The organism is Atopobacter sp. AH10, assembly GCF_003664595.1.
Lineage (GTDB): Bacteria > Bacillota > Bacilli > Lactobacillales > Aerococcaceae > Atopobacter.
In genome coordinates this window covers 14,336-31,076 of record NZ_QXPZ01000006.1, presented here as the reverse complement: position 1 = coordinate 31,076, position 16,741 = coordinate 14,336, and the positions used below count along the sequence as shown (strand labels likewise).

Genomic DNA, 16,741 nt, shown 5'->3' with positions numbered 1-16,741 from the left:
CAAAAGGAAGCATTCAGCTTAAGCTGTCTAGCCATGAACGAATTATCCTCTTATGCAAGCTATCCTCACCATTCTCCTCTACAAAATAGAAATTGCTTTCATTTAATTCTATTATATCAAAAGCAGACGGGATGTGAATCGCTTTCAGTAAATAAAACACACACAAAAGGTGCTAACCCAAACGAGGGCTAGCACCTTTTTTAGTCAGAAGTCAGTATTCAACTAAGCTCTACAAAAAGCTATTCTTTGTAGCCTTTGCTAGTGATTAAACCAGCAGCAAGTATAAAGCTGAGGCTTGCTAATAGGTAGAGCGCAGTTACCGATCCTTCACCGGTTTGCGGAAGCGTTGGAGTTTCTGGTTTTTCTGGTTTGCCAGGTTTTTCTGGTTTGCCAGGTTTTTCTGGTTTTTCTGGTTTGCCAGGGATCTCTGGAACTTCCGGTGGGGTGGTAGGAATGTACTCGTTGACAATTTCAAAGCCGTCAGTGGCATTGCCGGAAATCTTGCTTTGATAGTTGTTAACGGCATCTTCTTTAATTGTGTACTCATAGGAGCGTCCGCTTAGATCGGTGAGTGCTAAGTCTGTCCAGCGGTAAGTCAATTGGCCGTTAGCTAATTGAATGCTATCCACTACTTGACCATCGCGTAATAAATGGATGGTGATAGTCGGATGCGTGTCTGGACCGCCTTGCCAGATCTTGCGCACTTCGATGGCTGTCCGTGGTACTTCAAAAGTATTGGTCACGGTTAAACCATCTTCTGCCTTCTTGAAGTGTTCAGGAACAAACTCATTGCCCGCTTGATCCACTTCTTGGACAAAATAGATAAAATCTTGACCATCCGCATCGGTCTTGTCTAAATCAGTCCAAGTCACGACTTCTTGATCAGCCGTACCGACTGCTTTTACTTGACCCACTGCTTCGGCTTGTCCAGATTCGCCAACCTTACGGTAAAGCTTGAAGTAGACTTGAGGTCGAACGGCTTGGCCGCCGATCCATTTCTTCGTCGCTTCAATCTCGATCTTAGGTGACACATAGGTGTTGGTTACGGTGAGATCTTTTTCCAACTTGCTGAAGTATTTAGGAACAAAATCATTGCCTTTTTCGTCCACTTCTTTGACAAAGTAGCTATAGACATTCCCTTGATCATCCGTCTTGTCAAGATCATTCCAAGTGACAGAAGCATTCGATGTGCCGACTTCTTTCAGCTCACCGACCGCTTCCTCTTGACCATCTTTACCTATCTTACGATAGAGCTTGAAGTAGACTTTTTGACGGAATTTTTCACCGCCGATCCAAGTCTTGTTAGCTGTGACGTTAGTCTTCGGAATTTGGTAAGTATTGGTAATGGTCAAGCCGTCCTCTTTCTTAGTGAAATCAGTAAGCTTGAGTTCCTTACCATTTTGATCTACTTCAGTAACGAAATAAATATATTCATTACCTTGATCATCCGTCTTGTCGAGCTTCTTCCAAGTCACTTCTTGGTCAGCATTGCCAATGGCTTTCAAGCCTACCATAGGAGTTGCTTGACCCTTTTCACCAATCTTACGCCAGAGCTTGAAGTAGACCTTACCACTTGGACGAACTTTGCTACCGTTCACCCAAGCCTTCTTGGCTTTTACTTCTCGATCAGGCACGATGTATTTGTTGCTTAAAGTGAAGCCATCATACATATTACCTTTTAAGGTCAAGGCAAATTGATGATCGCCGTTATGGTAGATACCTTCTTGGCCTTCAGCAGGCTTCTTAGGATCTTGAACAATCCAAGCTACTATGCTGCCATCGCTGTTTAACTCAACGACCGTGTATTGATAACGAATGAAGTTTCCTTTATCGTCACGCTTGACTAGACCCGTCTTTTCATCCATTTGATAAACTGGTAGATCTGACCAAGTATAGTGAAGATATGATTGGGCTTTTGGACTGCCATAAGCCTTACCATCTTGCAGCAATTGCAGGCTTAAGCTACCTGGACGAACCTTGTCACCCTTTTCCCATTTCTTCTCAGCTTTGACCTGAGTCAAATTCAGAATATTACGGAAAATATAGCCTGTACCAAGCCCTGAATTACCATTCTTCAAGTCAACTTTTTGCACTTTTTCAACTGGCGCATAGCCGTTCAAACTGTTGGCATTTTCAACCACACGGTAAGTATAAGTCAAGTGCTTGATTAAGGTCTTAGTCACATTGCCATCTTTATCTGTAAGGATTTGGTAAGCCTTGTATTCAGTTGGTAGGCCGCTAATGGAGCCATTCCAACGATTGTTGTAATTCAAGTAAACCCGTGTATGCGTCTTTTCAGTCGCTTTAGCCTTCTTGTCCAACTCATTCTTGGCTGTTTGGATGATATCGATTTGAAGCGGTACGTGATACTGATTATTCGGCTCCGTTTCCACTTCAAAGCTACCATCTTGCTTACGTTTTTCCTTCTGCCAAATCTTGTAGAAGTGCATGAAGGTCGTCTTATCAAGCTCGATATTGACCTTGTTAGAAGTCTTATTATCGTTGCTCTCAAATTGGTTTTCCGCAAATAGCTTGTCGAAATTAAAGCGATCCAAGTTTTCGTATTCTGGCTTGCCATCTTTAAAGACAGGTTTGCCATTTTCGTCTACTTTGAGGGTTAGACTTGGCACTTGCATTGGGATAATAAAGCTAACGGTATCGCCAGCCTTAATGCCACCCATGCCTAGTTTTTGGCTGATACGGATTTCCGTGACTAACTTCCAATCGTCTGGATCAGTCAGCCACTTGTCCCCAAGCTTGTATTCAATCAAGAACTGAGCTCCGGCACCATTTTCCACTTTAACTCGACCGACTAGATAAGGCGTAAGGCCATTGTTACCGCCCTTTTGAGGCAATTTATCGGTCAAGACTAGGTTACGCATGTCCGTTCCCACACCCAAACGACCGGTATCGAGCGTTTGGTAGGTATATTCCAACTTATAATCGTAACGTTGACCAAAGTCCAGCTTAGCGGTCCCTTGATGCCATTCGCTAGCTGAACCAGTATAACCGTACCTCTTATCATAGTCTGACGGTACATACCAGCGCACATACTTGTTGGCTTGAGTCTTACCTTCACCGACCGTAAAGTTAGATTCTGACCCGCCAATCCATGGGGTGGAGGAGAATTTGACTTTGTTGGTCTTTTGTCCCCAGACCGTTTGCTTCACTTTCAGTCCCTTAACTTGCAAGGTGAAGAGGTCTGCCCCCTTGCCTTGGAAGTTCGGCACTTCAAATTCAGGCAATTGTACGATCAAGCCATGGCCCTTAAGGGTATGGATGCCTGCCTTTTCCATCAAAGCTTTCAATGGATTATTGTCAGCAAGCGACGCATAGTAGAGGCTAAAGTCACTGACATAGAAGTATTTCACACCATTTTCGAAGGCTTTACGTGCTGCTTCATCTGCGAAACGCTTCGCATTGGCATTGTCATACTCATTAGTGATTGGATTAAAGTAGCGTAGATGTTGCCAGTGGGTGATGACTTTCACACGCGATTGATCATCATATTCCACTTCTTTTGGTAAGACTTCGAAAATATAGCCATCTTTCAGCAGGTAGTAGCCCTTGCCGTTAGTGCCATATTTTTGACGTTCCTTGTCGTCCACTTTCCAATCTTTATTAAGCTTTTCAAGCTTGCCATTTTCTTCCTTGGTCTTCAGGTCTAACATATCCAAGCCTAGACCCATTTCAAAGTCCACCCGATCATTAGGCTTCACCCTACCAGGCGTTAAGGTCTTCTTGACTATCTTGTTATGGTTGTCAGAAGTTGGTGCTTCTGGTGTATAGGTGATGGTCACTTGGGTCTTATTCAGACTGAAGTTGTGATCGCCAGCTTTAGCAGGATCGCCCTCTTGACCTGGTTCGCCACCGGTTTCGGTGATACAGTGACCGATGCCGACACCACAGTAGACATTGGTCCAAGAATAGCCTGGCTTGAACGGATTGATTTCTTCCGAACGGCCTAAGAGATATTCTGAACCCGCATTGCCAAAGAAAGCTCGGTTGTAGCCCGCTTTGTGCAGATAATAGCCAATCAAATTGATCCGTGCTTTGGAACGATCAGAATCCTTACCTAAAATTGATTCTACTTGGACATATTGCTTTTGAGTAGCATGCCAGATGTAATTTGGATTCAGCAATTTTCCATTGCTTTCAAGTGCTTTCTTGTTTGAATCCATCAAGTCTTCTAAAGCAAGGTCAGACCCCTTCTTAGCTAAGAAGCCATAAACAGACTTATCAGGGTCTGCTTTCTCTACTAAAGCTTTGACTTTATCATCTGGGACTTGTTTAGCGAGATAATCATAAAGCTGACGCAATTCCGCATCGCTTAAGTCCGCTAATTTCTTCTTTTTGAAGCTTAAACCAGCTTTTTTTAACTTAGTCTCGTCGAATTCTTCCTTGCCTGCTTGGTAAAGCTTGCGAAGTGCTTGTTGCAAGAGGATACCGCGGTTGGTCAATAATTGGCCATACTCATCGGTATAAGGCACATCGACATTTGGCTTGATCACCGAAGTGACGAGCACTTGCTTGGATTTAGCCGCAGGAACAGAGATGCCCTTCTTGAAGAAGATTTGGAAGGCATTGAAGAAGCCGTTGAAACGATTGAATGGCGATAATTTGTTGTCGCCTAACATGACAGACTCAAGATAAGCTGTTAAATCTTTCTTCAGCTGCTTAACTGCCTCTGCTTCTGAAAGTTTGGATTTTTGAACCCGATCTTTCATGTGCATCACGATTTCGTGGAAGCATGGGCTTTGTTTAGGTGCGCCGGCAATGTTAGCCTTAGCCATAGCTTCTTCAAGAGCTTTCATGCTTGCAGTCGTGTTATCTTCAGGATTAAAGATCTTCTTCAACTTGCCAAATTGCTTCAAGAATTCTTCAATCACTGGGGATTCGCCATCTTTATAGAAGTGATGCATTAAGCGAACTCGCACGAGGCCAGTCTCTGAATCAATAAACAACCAGTCAGAGCTTCCGCCATTTAGAACCTTCTTGTATTCCGCTAGAATATCCTCGCCCTTAATCGTTTCCACGCCGATAAAGTCAGCCCGTTTGATATAAGGATGAACACCTAAGAGAATACGGTCGATTTCATCAATACCAAAGTAATGATTTGGCCGTTCAAAGCGACGTCCAGCCTTAAAGGCTTGAATCGCAAAGCCGTCCAAGTCTTTTTGAGGTGCCTTAAATATCAAGTCCTTGTAGACTAAGCGGTTATCCATATGCGAATCATGGAAGACCAATTGCTTGTCATACTCATCAGGGTAGCTGAACCTTGTGTTTTGATTATTGAAATTCAAGGTCCAGATCAGTTCACGTGGCACATCCAGGTCGCCTTGGTCGTTCAAGGTCAAGGCCTTACCCGTTAGTTTTTCGTATTTGGCTAAGAGATCACGCGCCTTATTCTCTTCGATAGTCTTTAAGATATAGCTATCATAGTCTCTCCCTGTTAAGGTCTTAAAAGTCGCCTTGATCTCACCAATGGCTTGATCTTTATCTTCAATCGAAGGATTGGCTTCAGTCCGTTTGATCAATTCTTGCGTCATGTACTTGATCAAGAAGTGTGACCGCTTGCGATCCCCTTCATGACGGTACAAGAGATTAAAGAGCTCGAAGTCCATCTTGGTCTGACCATCTAATTCTTTTGGTGGCAGCTTATTGAAAGCATTTGGCATCACAAAAGATTTCAAACGGAAAGTATGGAAGGTCTTGAAGGACCCGCCTTCAAAGACAGACTCATCTTTACCAGTTGCTGGATCATGATAAGTCGCTTCCCACTCGGTTTGATAGATATGGTGGACCGCATTCCCGGTCTTGAAGCCAGGGAACTTGAAGGACAGCTTGGTCTTAAGCAAGAGTTCGTAGAGGTTGTCTCCTGGGATGATCTTTTTACTACCGTCTGCAAGGGTTTGAACAATAAATTGTCCCCCTTGGCGGCTGTGTAAAAGCGCACCCGTTTGGTCGTAGACTTTACCTGTTTGAGCGTCATAGATGAGAATCTTGCCATCTGGATCTTTAACCCATTGGTCAGGTTGCCCCTTCAAGCGCTTCTTATCGGAAAGATCCATGTCTTTGCCATCCACTTGTTGGGCTTTCTTTTCTTTTAATTCGAAAAGTTCTTTGACCTTACTGAAGAATTTACCGGCTATTTCGCTTAATCCTTCAGTCGCTTTTTTAATGAGCTGACCCGCTTCATCTAAAAGATAATTCTTGGAATCCAATTCAGGCTTGGCTACAATTCGGTTGCCACTAGCAACATAGATGGTGCCATCGCCTATTTGGATGCCTTTACCTGTTTCCACTTTAATCGTCCGTGGTTTTTGATCTTTATCCACGACTTCGGTTAAGACATAGCTGCCATCCTTTTGCTTGGTCAGAGTAAAGCTCTTGATCAAGCGATTGTTCTTATCGACTAAGATGGTGTCACCAGTCAGATGACGGGCTTGGTCAATTTCATAACCATCCTGATCGACACCGACTGCTAAGGCGAAGCGGTAAGTGCTTGGCTTGCCATCTTTGTCTTTAACGACCCAACGTTCGCCGATTTTTTCAATGCGGAAGTCTTTATAGACATAGCCTTTACCATCCGCTGTCGCTTGACCTAAGTATTTACCTGTCGTATCAAAGACAGCCAGGGTTTTCCATTCGGCTTTATCTAGGATCTTACCTTCGCGATCGGCCACATAACCTTGATCAGTCTGAGGCAAAATCCGACCATAGAATTGCTTACCATCCGAGTGCAAATACTTGCCCTTTAGCTTTTGGGTATTCGGAACGAGGACTGTTTTACCCTCTTTGTCCTTGGTGACATACATATTGTCATCTAGAGGTCGGTAAACTTGATCAAAGCTGATCAGCTTATCACCTATTAGACGGTAACGATTTTTTTCTTTCGTTATTTTGAACTGATTATCTTCAAGCTTCAGGTGGTTTCCTTTAGGATCAACCAGATAATCGCCGATCAGCTTGGCCACCAGCTTACCCTCTTTGTCATAGATGCTCGTCGTGTTGCCAGGCAACATGCGGTAATCACTATCTCCTAAAGCCAGATAGTCCTGTTCTTCGACATAATGGCGTTTGCCTTCACTATCGAGATAGACTAATTTGCCTTGGTGGTCGGTAAAAAGTACGTCGGTAACTTTGTTAAAGCCCCCAATGGCTTGACCGCCAACATAAAGCTGGCCGTTCGATTGGTAGATGGACTTCCCTTCCAATTGCTTGAGGTCTAATTCTAAGAACAATTTGCCATCTTTCTCTTGGTAGTTGATGCCTTCCTTATTCAGAATGTGTTTGGCTTTCTTGCCCATCGATTCTGGAATCGTGACTTCCACCCTAATGTGATTCAATTGGATAGGATCAGCAGGACCTGCCACTAATGGCTTATCCTTGAACTGGGAATCCTTGATCAGGCGATTGATAAAGTCAATGGTCTTAGTATGCTTATCATCAAGCACCTTGCCATTTGAATCCACATGACCTGCATCGAGTGGGTTTTCTTGGTTTGGCGCGTCTTGGCCATAAGAATCTTCGCCCGGTGCAAAGGGATTGGAGTATTCACCCGATCCTGGCTTGCCAAAGTTAGCATTTGGCCCCACTCCAGGATGCTTATCATAAGCAGATTTGGTCACAGTGAATTGTAGCTCTTTCTCTGCTAGAACTTCTGTTAAATCCGCTTCAAAGCCATTGCCTCTATAGAGCTTGGCCGTCAATGTCACTTGGTCATGGAAATCACCATTCAACAAGTTGAAGACGATTTGACTGGTCATAAAGCGCGCACCTAAATTGTCATAATAGAGCTTAACACGGGTCGAGCCGTCAGACCGTTTTTCAATCTTTTGATTGGTCAGACCGGGAACATTCAGTCCATTAATTTGAACTTTTTGCCCTTGTTCGCCCCTGACATCTACAACTAAGGTCACTGGCCCAGTTGCTTTGTTAGATACCAATTGCAAGGTTAGATCAATCGGGGTGTTGTTGGTGACATAATAGTGATTCTCTTTTAGACGTTCGCTTGGCAAGCCTCCTTGGTTGACATAGCTATTGAACTCTTGATCCTGATCGCCTTCCGTGTAGTCAGAGAGCATATGAGAATCATGAGCTTGAATAAAGTCTTGGTAAGCTTTTTTAGCTTGACCCAAGGTTGTTAGACTTTTCACAATCACCTCGTCACTTGGCGCTTGTTTTTTGACATCCGCTAGAGTTTCAGCCTGCTTGATCGCGTTTTCTAAAGCCTGACGGACTTTTTGATAGTCGTCTTTAACCTTGTCAGGGACTTTGGAAGTTTCAGCGAGTTTTTCGCTCAATAACTGATTGGCCTGGCTAATCGCTGGGAGTAAGTCCTGACTTTCCTTAGAGGTCCGAGCACGCGGAATGCTAGCTTGTAAAGCTTTCATCTGGTCAATCATTTGTTTTAACTGACTCAAATCCGGTTGCTTTTCCTCCAATAAGCTTTGGGCCGCCAAGATGAGCTTGTTAGCATCTTCTGTTTCTTGGGCGTTCAAGCGTCCCAGCTTATCCGCTTGGTTGACCGCTTGAACGAGATTCCTCAAAGTCTCAACTTGAGGCGCTTGCGTTTTTTTCTTTTGTCCTGCATTTTGCAATTCAAAAGCTTGCAAGCGTTGCACGGCTAGCGCCAAGTCTTTTTGATATTGCTCAGAATTTAACGGCTTATCTAAAAGCTTTTTCAAATGCGCCAAGGCGTTCTTGAAATAGCGCTGTTCTTCTTTTTTCATACCGGAAGGATCAGCCTTATAATAAGTGTTATAAACTTCTTTAGCTGTATCAGAGATATCGAGTCTAACAGACTTGGAACTTCTGTCAGTGCTTGACTCGCTTTCTACTGCTGGGTCATTTTCTCTTCCTTCTGGTTCATCCGTTGATTCACTCTTTGAAAGCTCGGATCTTCCTTCTGGTTCATCCGCTGATTCACTCTTTGAAAGATCGGATCTTCCTTCTGGTTCATCCGCTGGTTCACTTTCTTCATTTTCTTTCTTGACTTGTAGTGAACCGCTGTCTGCCTGAGAATTTGATCGATCAGTCGATCCATCGTCTTCCTTATGGCTTTTTTCTGCTGGAAGCGAATCCGGTGTTTTGGAAGCTTTTGATTCTCCCAAACCCTCTTCTTGCTCAGACTTTGATAGTGCTCCACTTGCTTCATCTAATTCAAGTGGGTCTTTCATTGGTGTAATCATTTCTGCTTCTGTTTTTGATACAGGGGATTGATCTTGTTCAGTTTTTGTCCCTCCTGCCGGTTCACTAACCTTATCCAACTGTTGTGTGGATTGAGATAACCTTCCTATAACTTTTTCAGATGTATCTGCCACTGAAGGAGTCATTAAACTCGTGGCCATCGTTAGAAAAAGCATTAGACTTAACTTACTTTTTAACATATTAAATTTCATTTGATGCACCTCCTTTCTCTTAATCCAATACATTAATCATCCCCTCTATCCATAGAAGGGAAACGATTACAGGGCTATTTTAACACAGAAAGCAAAAAATGTGCACTATTTTGCAATTACGTTCTTTTTCTTCTATTTATGTGAAAACTCACAGAAAAGCATAGACCCTATGGCTTAACTAGATAATTTTCTGAGGATTAACATAAATGGCCGATAGCTCAGTTGCTTACTCTACAGGAATTTAGCTAGTAATGAACTATGAACACCTTGACGCTCAAAAAGCCTGCTAACTCATTTAGTTAACAGGCTTTTTCATAATCCTATTTATTCCATAGGCAAGTATAGAGCTTCTTAATAATGGTCTGTTCTTGCAGACGAACTGCAAGTCAAATTTTGCTTCATTCTTCCTTTAATAAAGGCTTACGACGCAGGAGAATTCACTTTTCCCTCATCTTTATTTTTGAATCACAAGGTCTTTTTCAAATTCTTTCCCATAAGTATCTGTAAGAGTTTTTGCGTAAGCTTCATGGAAGAAGTTCTTTTCACTTAATTTCTTGATGTCTTTGTTCAACCAATCTAAAACGGTTTTATTCCCTTTAGCGACTGCTGGTGCGATAGTATCTTCACTACCTAAGCTTGGGATACCCACTTTAAAGTCTTTATTTAATCTAGCAAAAGCGATCACTTCAGTATTGTCGTTAGCCCAAGCAACACCATTACCATTTTCCAATGCACTCTTAGCTGTAGCATATGAGTCATATTTTTGAAGAGGAATTTTTGGATAGTTCTTTACCAAGTAGTTTTCAGCAGTTGTCCCAGAAATAACAATTAATTGATCTTTAGGATCCCATTTGTCGAGAGATTTGATCACACGTTTCTTTGGTGAAATAACCCCTAATGCCACTTTCATGTAAGGTTCAGCAAAGTCTACCTCTTTTTGACGTTCAGGCGTAACTGTGAAATTAGCTAAAATCACATCGACTTTACCTGTTTTTAAATATTCGATCCGATTGGCTGCTTCAGTAGAAATATATTTCACTTTAACTCCTAAATCTTTCGCCAATTGGTTCCCTAAATAAATGTCATAGCCTTGGTATTTGTTGTTTTCATCAACATAACCAAATGGACTTTTATCGGAAAATACCCCAATTTTTATTGTCCCAGAAGACTTAATTTGATCTAAATTCCGATGAATATCACTTTTAGCCCCTGCAGCTTCTACAGGAGAAACCACGCTTTGCCCGCCTAAAATACTTGTTAACACACCGAATACTAAAAAGGAAAGGGTTAATTTGATAATACGTTTAATAGTTTTCATAAGTCTACTCCTTACATATTTTATTTTTAACATCCATTATTTTTTACGATGACGATGATAGGTAAATGATTGTAAAAATTGCTTAGCTCGTTCCGTTTTCGGAGACTCAAAGAAAGCTTCTGGTGTATTTTCTTCCCGAATGACACCTGCTTCTATAAAAATGACCCGGTCGGCCACAGCTCTGGCAAATGCCATTTCGTGGGTGACAACAATCATCGTTTTGCCTTGGTCAGCTAAATCAATGAGAACTTCTAAAACTTCTCGAACCATTTCTGGGTCCAATGCCGCTGTTACTTCATCAAATAGTAAAATCTCAGGTTGCATACATAAAGCACGTACAATGGCTACCCTTTGTTTTTGACCTCCAGACAACTGGTGAGGATAACGATCAGCCTTATCCAATAAGCCCACACGTTCCAATAGAGCTCGGGCTTCTTTTTCTACTTCAGGACGAGACCTTTTTTGCACCTTTAGTGGCGCTAATAAAATATTTTCTAAAACCGTCAAGTGAGGGAACAAAGCGTAATGTTGAAACACCATACCGATTTTTTGTCGTAACAATAGTAAATCTTTACCACTTTGTTGAATCGTTTGCCCATTGACTTGAATTTCTCCAGATTGAATCGGTTCTAAGCCATTAATACAGCGCAAGAGCGTACTTTTCCCACAACCACTGGGGCCAACAACGACGACAACTTCCCCTTCTTTTACTTGCAAATTCAAATCATTTAGGATCGTGCTGTCGCCATAGCTTTTATGCAAGTGTTCAATTGATAATGCAATTTCCGTCATGCTTCACCTCCATTTTTTCTCAAACCATCTGGCCATTAGACTAATCGGCCAACAAGCTAAAAAGTAGAGAATAAAAATCGTCAGATAAACCCCAAATACCGCATTCGGGCTAGACATCCGATTCGCCTCTATAATTTGCTGGCCAACTTTCAGTAGCTCAATCACCCCGATCATTAAGACTAAACTGGTCGTTTTAATCATTCTCATGACTAAATTAATGGTCAAGGGCAGCAAGCGTCTAATCGCTTGAGGTAAGATCACATAACGGTAACTTTGCAAGGGACTTAAGCCCAACACTTCCGCACTTTCATATTGTTGGACAGGTATAGATTGAATGGCTGATCGAACCAGGTCACTCATCTCTGCCGTCCCCCAAAAGGTAAATACCAAAATTGATGCGAACTCGGCTGAAATATCTAAAGAAAAAGCCCGTGTACTTCCGAAAAACACAATGAAAAGCAAAACCAACTGTGGCATAATGCGAACAACTTCCAAATAAATCCGTAAAATAGCATAGATTATTTTATGCCTTTTATTCATGAAATGCCCTAAAATAATCCCAAATAAAATACTCAGTAAGACAGAAATTGCTGCAATCTTTAAGGCTTCGACCAAACCAAGAAGTAAGCGGTAGAAATTATCACCTTTAAACAATACATTAAGCCCTAAACTGTCCATAGCTTAACCTCCTTTCAATAAGTGCTCCCAGTAAGGATACCGGTAGGAGAATAAGCAAGTAAAAAAAGACGAGCAAGGCTAAACTTTCAATAGTTTTACTATATAAGCCTATTAAATCTTTCGCAGTAAAGGTGAGATCCATTAAAGAAATGGCAGAAAATACACTCGTTTCTTTAAGAAGAAAAATAACATTCGCCATAATCGCTGGAAAACTCACGCGGATAGCTTGGGGTAAAATCACATATAGGAAACATTGCCCCTTACTCAGGCCTAAACTTAGGGCACTTTCTTCTTGCTTTTGGCCAACACTTTCTATCCCGCTGCGAAAGGCTTCCGCCATATAGGATCCTCCTAAGAATGTAAGACCTAACGCCCCACAAGTATAAGCATTAAGTTGGAGGCCTAATTTAGGTAAGCCATAATACATGAAGAACAGTTGAATCAAAAGAGGAGTATTCCGACTGACTTCAATGTAACTACCCACTATCCATTTCCATCCGAATAATCGATGATGTTGAATCACTGTACAAACTAAGCCCAACACAATCGCTCCTAGCACTCCTAAGAGACCAATTTGTAAGGTCAGAACAGTGGCTCTTTCATATAAGGGTAGGTAATTCTTTATAAAGGTCCAGTCCATTCATTCCTTCCTCCTTCTAACATTAGGCATAACTTGCAGGTAAAATCCTGCCATGCTCCCATTTTTAAAATAAAAAAACGGAAGCTTTTTTATGAAAGCTCCCGGACAAATGACTATACCATTGCGTATTCTAAATGAATTCGTCTTGCATGGTGTTGAGGCGAACAGCCATGCCATCTTGTGTGCACGACTCAAGCCCAGCCATATGAGATGTCCGGGAGCTCTGCATTCGTTGACACATACAAGATTTTTTAACTAAATTGTTAATCATCGCTATTCGCCTCCTTTCAAAGTCTTGTAAAACTTGTTGAAATGATATTATCAATCTTTCCTATTTTTGTCAATGGATTTACTAAAATCCAGAAATATTTTTTGTAGATTTAATATGTGTCAGCCCCATAAATATAGCTCAACATCAGTCTTTTACCGCTGTTTTCTTTTACTAATGCATCAGATATTTATACGAGATACACTTAGAGTTAATAAATAAATCCTATTATTTTTATTCAAGCTTTTAATAAGTCAATATAGCTATCATCCTTCAAAAAAATGGGAATCTTTATTATAAAAGCATCCCCTTACTGCAATTCCCCAAAAACTATTTTTCTTTCCAGCTCCATTAGAGGCTCTCTCTTTACCCTTTTTCTAAGACCCATCGTCGCAATTCCTCTATCATTGCTTTACGTCTTGGATAGATTTCGCACAATTCTTCGACCATTTGTTCAGCATGAACTTGCCCTTCTGGGACTTCCTTCATGCTCGCTAAATCCTTAGCTAGTTCTCGATATCTACGCCTTTCATTAGCCTCAACCATCTCTGTCAACACATACTTTTTAATAGCTAGCAGGACTTGAATTGGATATTTAGTCACCAAGATTGGCCAAGCTTTTGTTGCTTTAACTTCCGTGATCGATAAAGTCAGCAGTTCGTCATACATCCCTTCTTCCGCCAAAAAGCTAGCATAGCCAGTTCTTCCACGAAGCAATGGTAATAATTCTATTCGCAATGCCTCCCACTGCTTTGTCGTCACATATTGTTTTAACCAATGCATTTCATCGAAAGACACCTGTTTAAATTGACGAGCCTTCTTTAGCAAAATCTCATAATACTTTTCAGAATCACCCTTAGCCGAATAAATAGCTAATTTTCTATCCATAAAGCTGATCTTATTCACTCTATCAGCCGTCTCTTTAGCCGCTTTATCTAACCATTCGATCGCTTCATCAGCTCTTTTTTGTTCTAGCAAATAATCCACCAGCAAGAAAATTAGATCTCTAGATTCCAAATAATTCTCCGCGAAATCTAAAGCTTTTTCCTCCTTACCCATCCTCGTTAATTCTTGGAAGATATAAGATGCGTAACGTCCCACACGATAGGAATATCCACCCTCTTTGGCTAAACTTTGCTCCAAACGTTTTTGATAGAAATCATAAATAGCTTGTCCATATTCCTTTGTGTCAAATTCACTCAATCGTTGGTCAATAAAATCCTCTCGAACACCCACACCCTCTCTTTTCTTATCTAGTTTAAGCAAAGCCAGAAAAGCATACTCTCTATCTGGTGAAGGTAGCTGTTCGAACATTTCACCCCAAAGCTCCTCCACTTGCAAAACTATATCTTGGTATTCTCCCAGTGAGCCGTCCATATGCACCGTCTCAAGCATTTGTATCACATACAGCAAAATATCAATCAATAAACGATACTCCCTTTGGTCAATCAGGATAGCCACTTCTCGTTGCATAAAATCCCCCATATCATGAACAAAAGGCATTCCCTCACGATAATCGATAAAGCCATTTAGCTCGTGCTCATAGCGAATATTTCGGATAGCTATTTTATAGTAGGACAAAGGGTGAGCGAGTTTACTAGTCGCCATTTCCTTTAAAAAACGTCTCTGAATTAAGGGATCATCTCGGAGTAATTCTTTTACAAACTGACGTAATTTCTCTGGGGCAGTTTCCGCTAAAATGGTCTCTATATCCCTATCGGCTCGTCCGTCTTTTAAGTCATCCTCCTCTTTCAAAATAGCCTCTTCTTCATCGTCAGCTTCATACTCTTCATCATCTGACATGGATTTTTCTTCCCCATTAACTTCATACTCTTCATCATCACAAATGGATTTTTCTTCATCGTCAAAGAAAAGAATGGCTGCCATATGTTTACAAAAGTTACCTTTCAGAGCATAAGGACAGTCACACGCTGCCTCCTCTATCTCATCTTCATCCATCAATAGGTCTACCTGATAAAAGTTTTCTGCCCCTTCCACTCGTCCTTCCAGATGGTCTCCAGATCGTTTAACCGTTTTGACTCTTCCCAACAGATAATAGTCATAGCCCCGGTCTAGGATCACTTCCCTAAATTGATCTTCCCACATAAACAAAGCCCCTTTATATTTCTTTGACATTCCCCTAACTGACTGACCTTACTGATGAAAGAATGATGAGACAAGATCATCGAACCCTACACATCATGCTTAATGATCTTCTTCCTCTAGATCTTTGAGCGTAATCCCCACTTTAGTTTTCCAGCTAGTTCTACCATTTGTAGTCATTCCAAGAACAAAAGACGCCGCATACGATGGACTTTGGAAAAGATAATTTTTTGCCAATTGCCCATTGACAATCTCCTCGTTTTTATAACATTTTTCTCGAAGTTTCTTTATGACTTCTGGTATAGATTCAGCATCAGTTTCTTCTATTTGACTACCAGCTAAAACGACAAAACCCTCGCTTGTCCTTTTACACCTTGCTTCAATCAGCTTATTCGAATACCAGCTTGCCCGATGTAAACTGCATCTTCATCTTTATCATTTTTACCGAACAAAAAATAAACACCACTTTGCTTTAAGTCAGTTCTTCCTTTACACCTATCCAAATACGCACGAGGGATTTTGTAAGCAATACCCGTCCAGTTAGCCAGAGTGCATTTTATCCGACCGGTAACTTCTCCATCCATAAGAAAAAGATTAAAGTTTTTACCCTTATTCATGTTCATTCCTCGCTAGTTTCTGTCATTTCATCATTATTCTAGAAAACGCTCCTACAAAAAACAGCCTATTAACTCGTTTGTCTCTCCTAAAACTCTTCAACACCTTAATTTCTGCGTAACTTTCAACGATGCTTTTTTCTTGATCACTAAGTCTGATTGAGAAAGCTCTCTTAACCCTCCCCCTTATAGTATATTGTACTACCGGTAGACTTGCTTATAAAACATTTAAAAGTTGGCACATACGTGATAAGATCCCTCATTGATTTCCTAAAGAACTAAAGGCACTATATATTTAGAAGGGGTGATATTATGCCACGTATTCAATCCAGTACCGATTTAAGGAACAACTACACCGCTATCTCAAACTTTTGTAATGAGACAAATGATCCTGTTTTCATCACCAAAAATGGACGGGGTGACTTAGCTGTCATGAGTATTGAGTCTTATGAACAATTGGTAGGTAAACAGGAACTATACAGCCTTCTCAAAGAAAGCGAAGAAGATCTGAAAGAAAATCGTACGAAACCACTTCAAGAAGTAATAAATAATCTCAAGCAGGAACTCCGTCATGGTTAACTATACAATTGAAGCGACTCAATCCGCTCAAAAAGACTTAGAGGCAATTAATCGTTACCTTAATCAAGATTTGCTCTCCCCTACGACTGCTCTCAGCTTTTTAGAAGTATTTGAACATGAGATGGGTACTTTATGTTATATACCTCAAAAATTTCAATTGATCCATGATGATTACTTTGCCAGTAAGGGTTACAGTCTGACACGCTATAAAAAATATTTAATTTTTTACACGATCTCTGAATTAGAGACTAAGGTTTTTATCCATCGTATTTTACACGCTTCTAGAAAATGGGAATCTTTATTATAAAGACAGGCATCCTCATTTAGAGGGTGCTTTTTACATGG

The 16,741-nt window shown here is 41.2% G+C and carries 8 protein-coding genes and 1 pseudogene; 2 read left to right on the top strand and 7 right to left on the bottom strand.

Annotated features, from left to right (window positions below; translation table 11 throughout):
- Positions 1–239: 239 nt before the first annotated feature.
- From D3H64_RS01925 to D3H64_RS01895, 7 genes and pseudogenes are all read right to left on the bottom strand, one after another.
- A complete protein-coding gene (locus D3H64_RS01925) occupies positions 240–9,404 on the bottom strand; it encodes a Cna B-type domain-containing protein (protein ID WP_158589197.1) in 9,165 nt (3,054 codons plus the stop codon).
- A 454-nt stretch (positions 9,405–9,858) separates the two neighbouring features.
- Positions 9,859–10,722 carry a transporter substrate-binding domain-containing protein gene (locus tag D3H64_RS01920; RefSeq protein ID WP_121564315.1) on the bottom strand — a complete coding sequence of 288 codons (864 nt, stop codon included), beginning with the start codon at positions 10,720–10,722 and terminating at the stop codon, positions 9,859–9,861.
- A 36-nt stretch (positions 10,723–10,758) separates the two neighbouring features.
- Complete coding sequence (locus D3H64_RS01915) at positions 10,759–11,514, bottom strand: amino acid ABC transporter ATP-binding protein (RefSeq protein ID WP_121564313.1); 756 nt, start codon at positions 11,512–11,514, stop codon at positions 10,759–10,761.
- Between the two features lie 3 nt (positions 11,515–11,517).
- A complete protein-coding gene (locus tag D3H64_RS01910; protein ID WP_121564311.1) occupies positions 11,518–12,192 on the bottom strand; it encodes an amino acid ABC transporter permease in 675 nt (224 codons plus the stop codon).
- A complete protein-coding gene (locus tag D3H64_RS01905) occupies positions 12,173–12,832 on the bottom strand; it encodes an amino acid ABC transporter permease (protein ID WP_121564309.1) in 660 nt (219 codons plus the stop codon). Before D3H64_RS01905 ends, D3H64_RS01910 begins: the two co-directional genes overlap by 20 nt.
- 634 nt (positions 12,833–13,466) lie before the next feature.
- Complete coding sequence (locus tag D3H64_RS01900; protein ID WP_158589196.1) at positions 13,467–15,206, bottom strand: SWIM zinc finger domain-containing protein; 1,740 nt, start codon at positions 15,204–15,206, stop codon at positions 13,467–13,469.
- A gap of 99 nt (positions 15,207–15,305) precedes the next feature.
- Positions 15,306–15,820, bottom strand: a pseudogene (locus tag D3H64_RS01895) (DUF4357 domain-containing protein).
- 309 nt (positions 15,821–16,129) lie between these two features.
- On the opposite strand from D3H64_RS01895, the gene D3H64_RS01890 reads away from it, so the two are divergent.
- A complete protein-coding gene (locus D3H64_RS01890) occupies positions 16,130–16,396 on the top strand; it encodes a type II toxin-antitoxin system prevent-host-death family antitoxin (protein WP_121564304.1) in 267 nt (88 codons plus the stop codon).
- A complete protein-coding gene (locus D3H64_RS01885) occupies positions 16,389–16,703 on the top strand; it encodes a type II toxin-antitoxin system RelE/ParE family toxin (RefSeq protein WP_121564302.1) in 315 nt (104 codons plus the stop codon). The genes D3H64_RS01890 and D3H64_RS01885 overlap by 8 nt, the downstream gene beginning before the upstream one ends.
- The last annotated feature ends 38 nt before the right edge of the window (positions 16,704–16,741 follow it).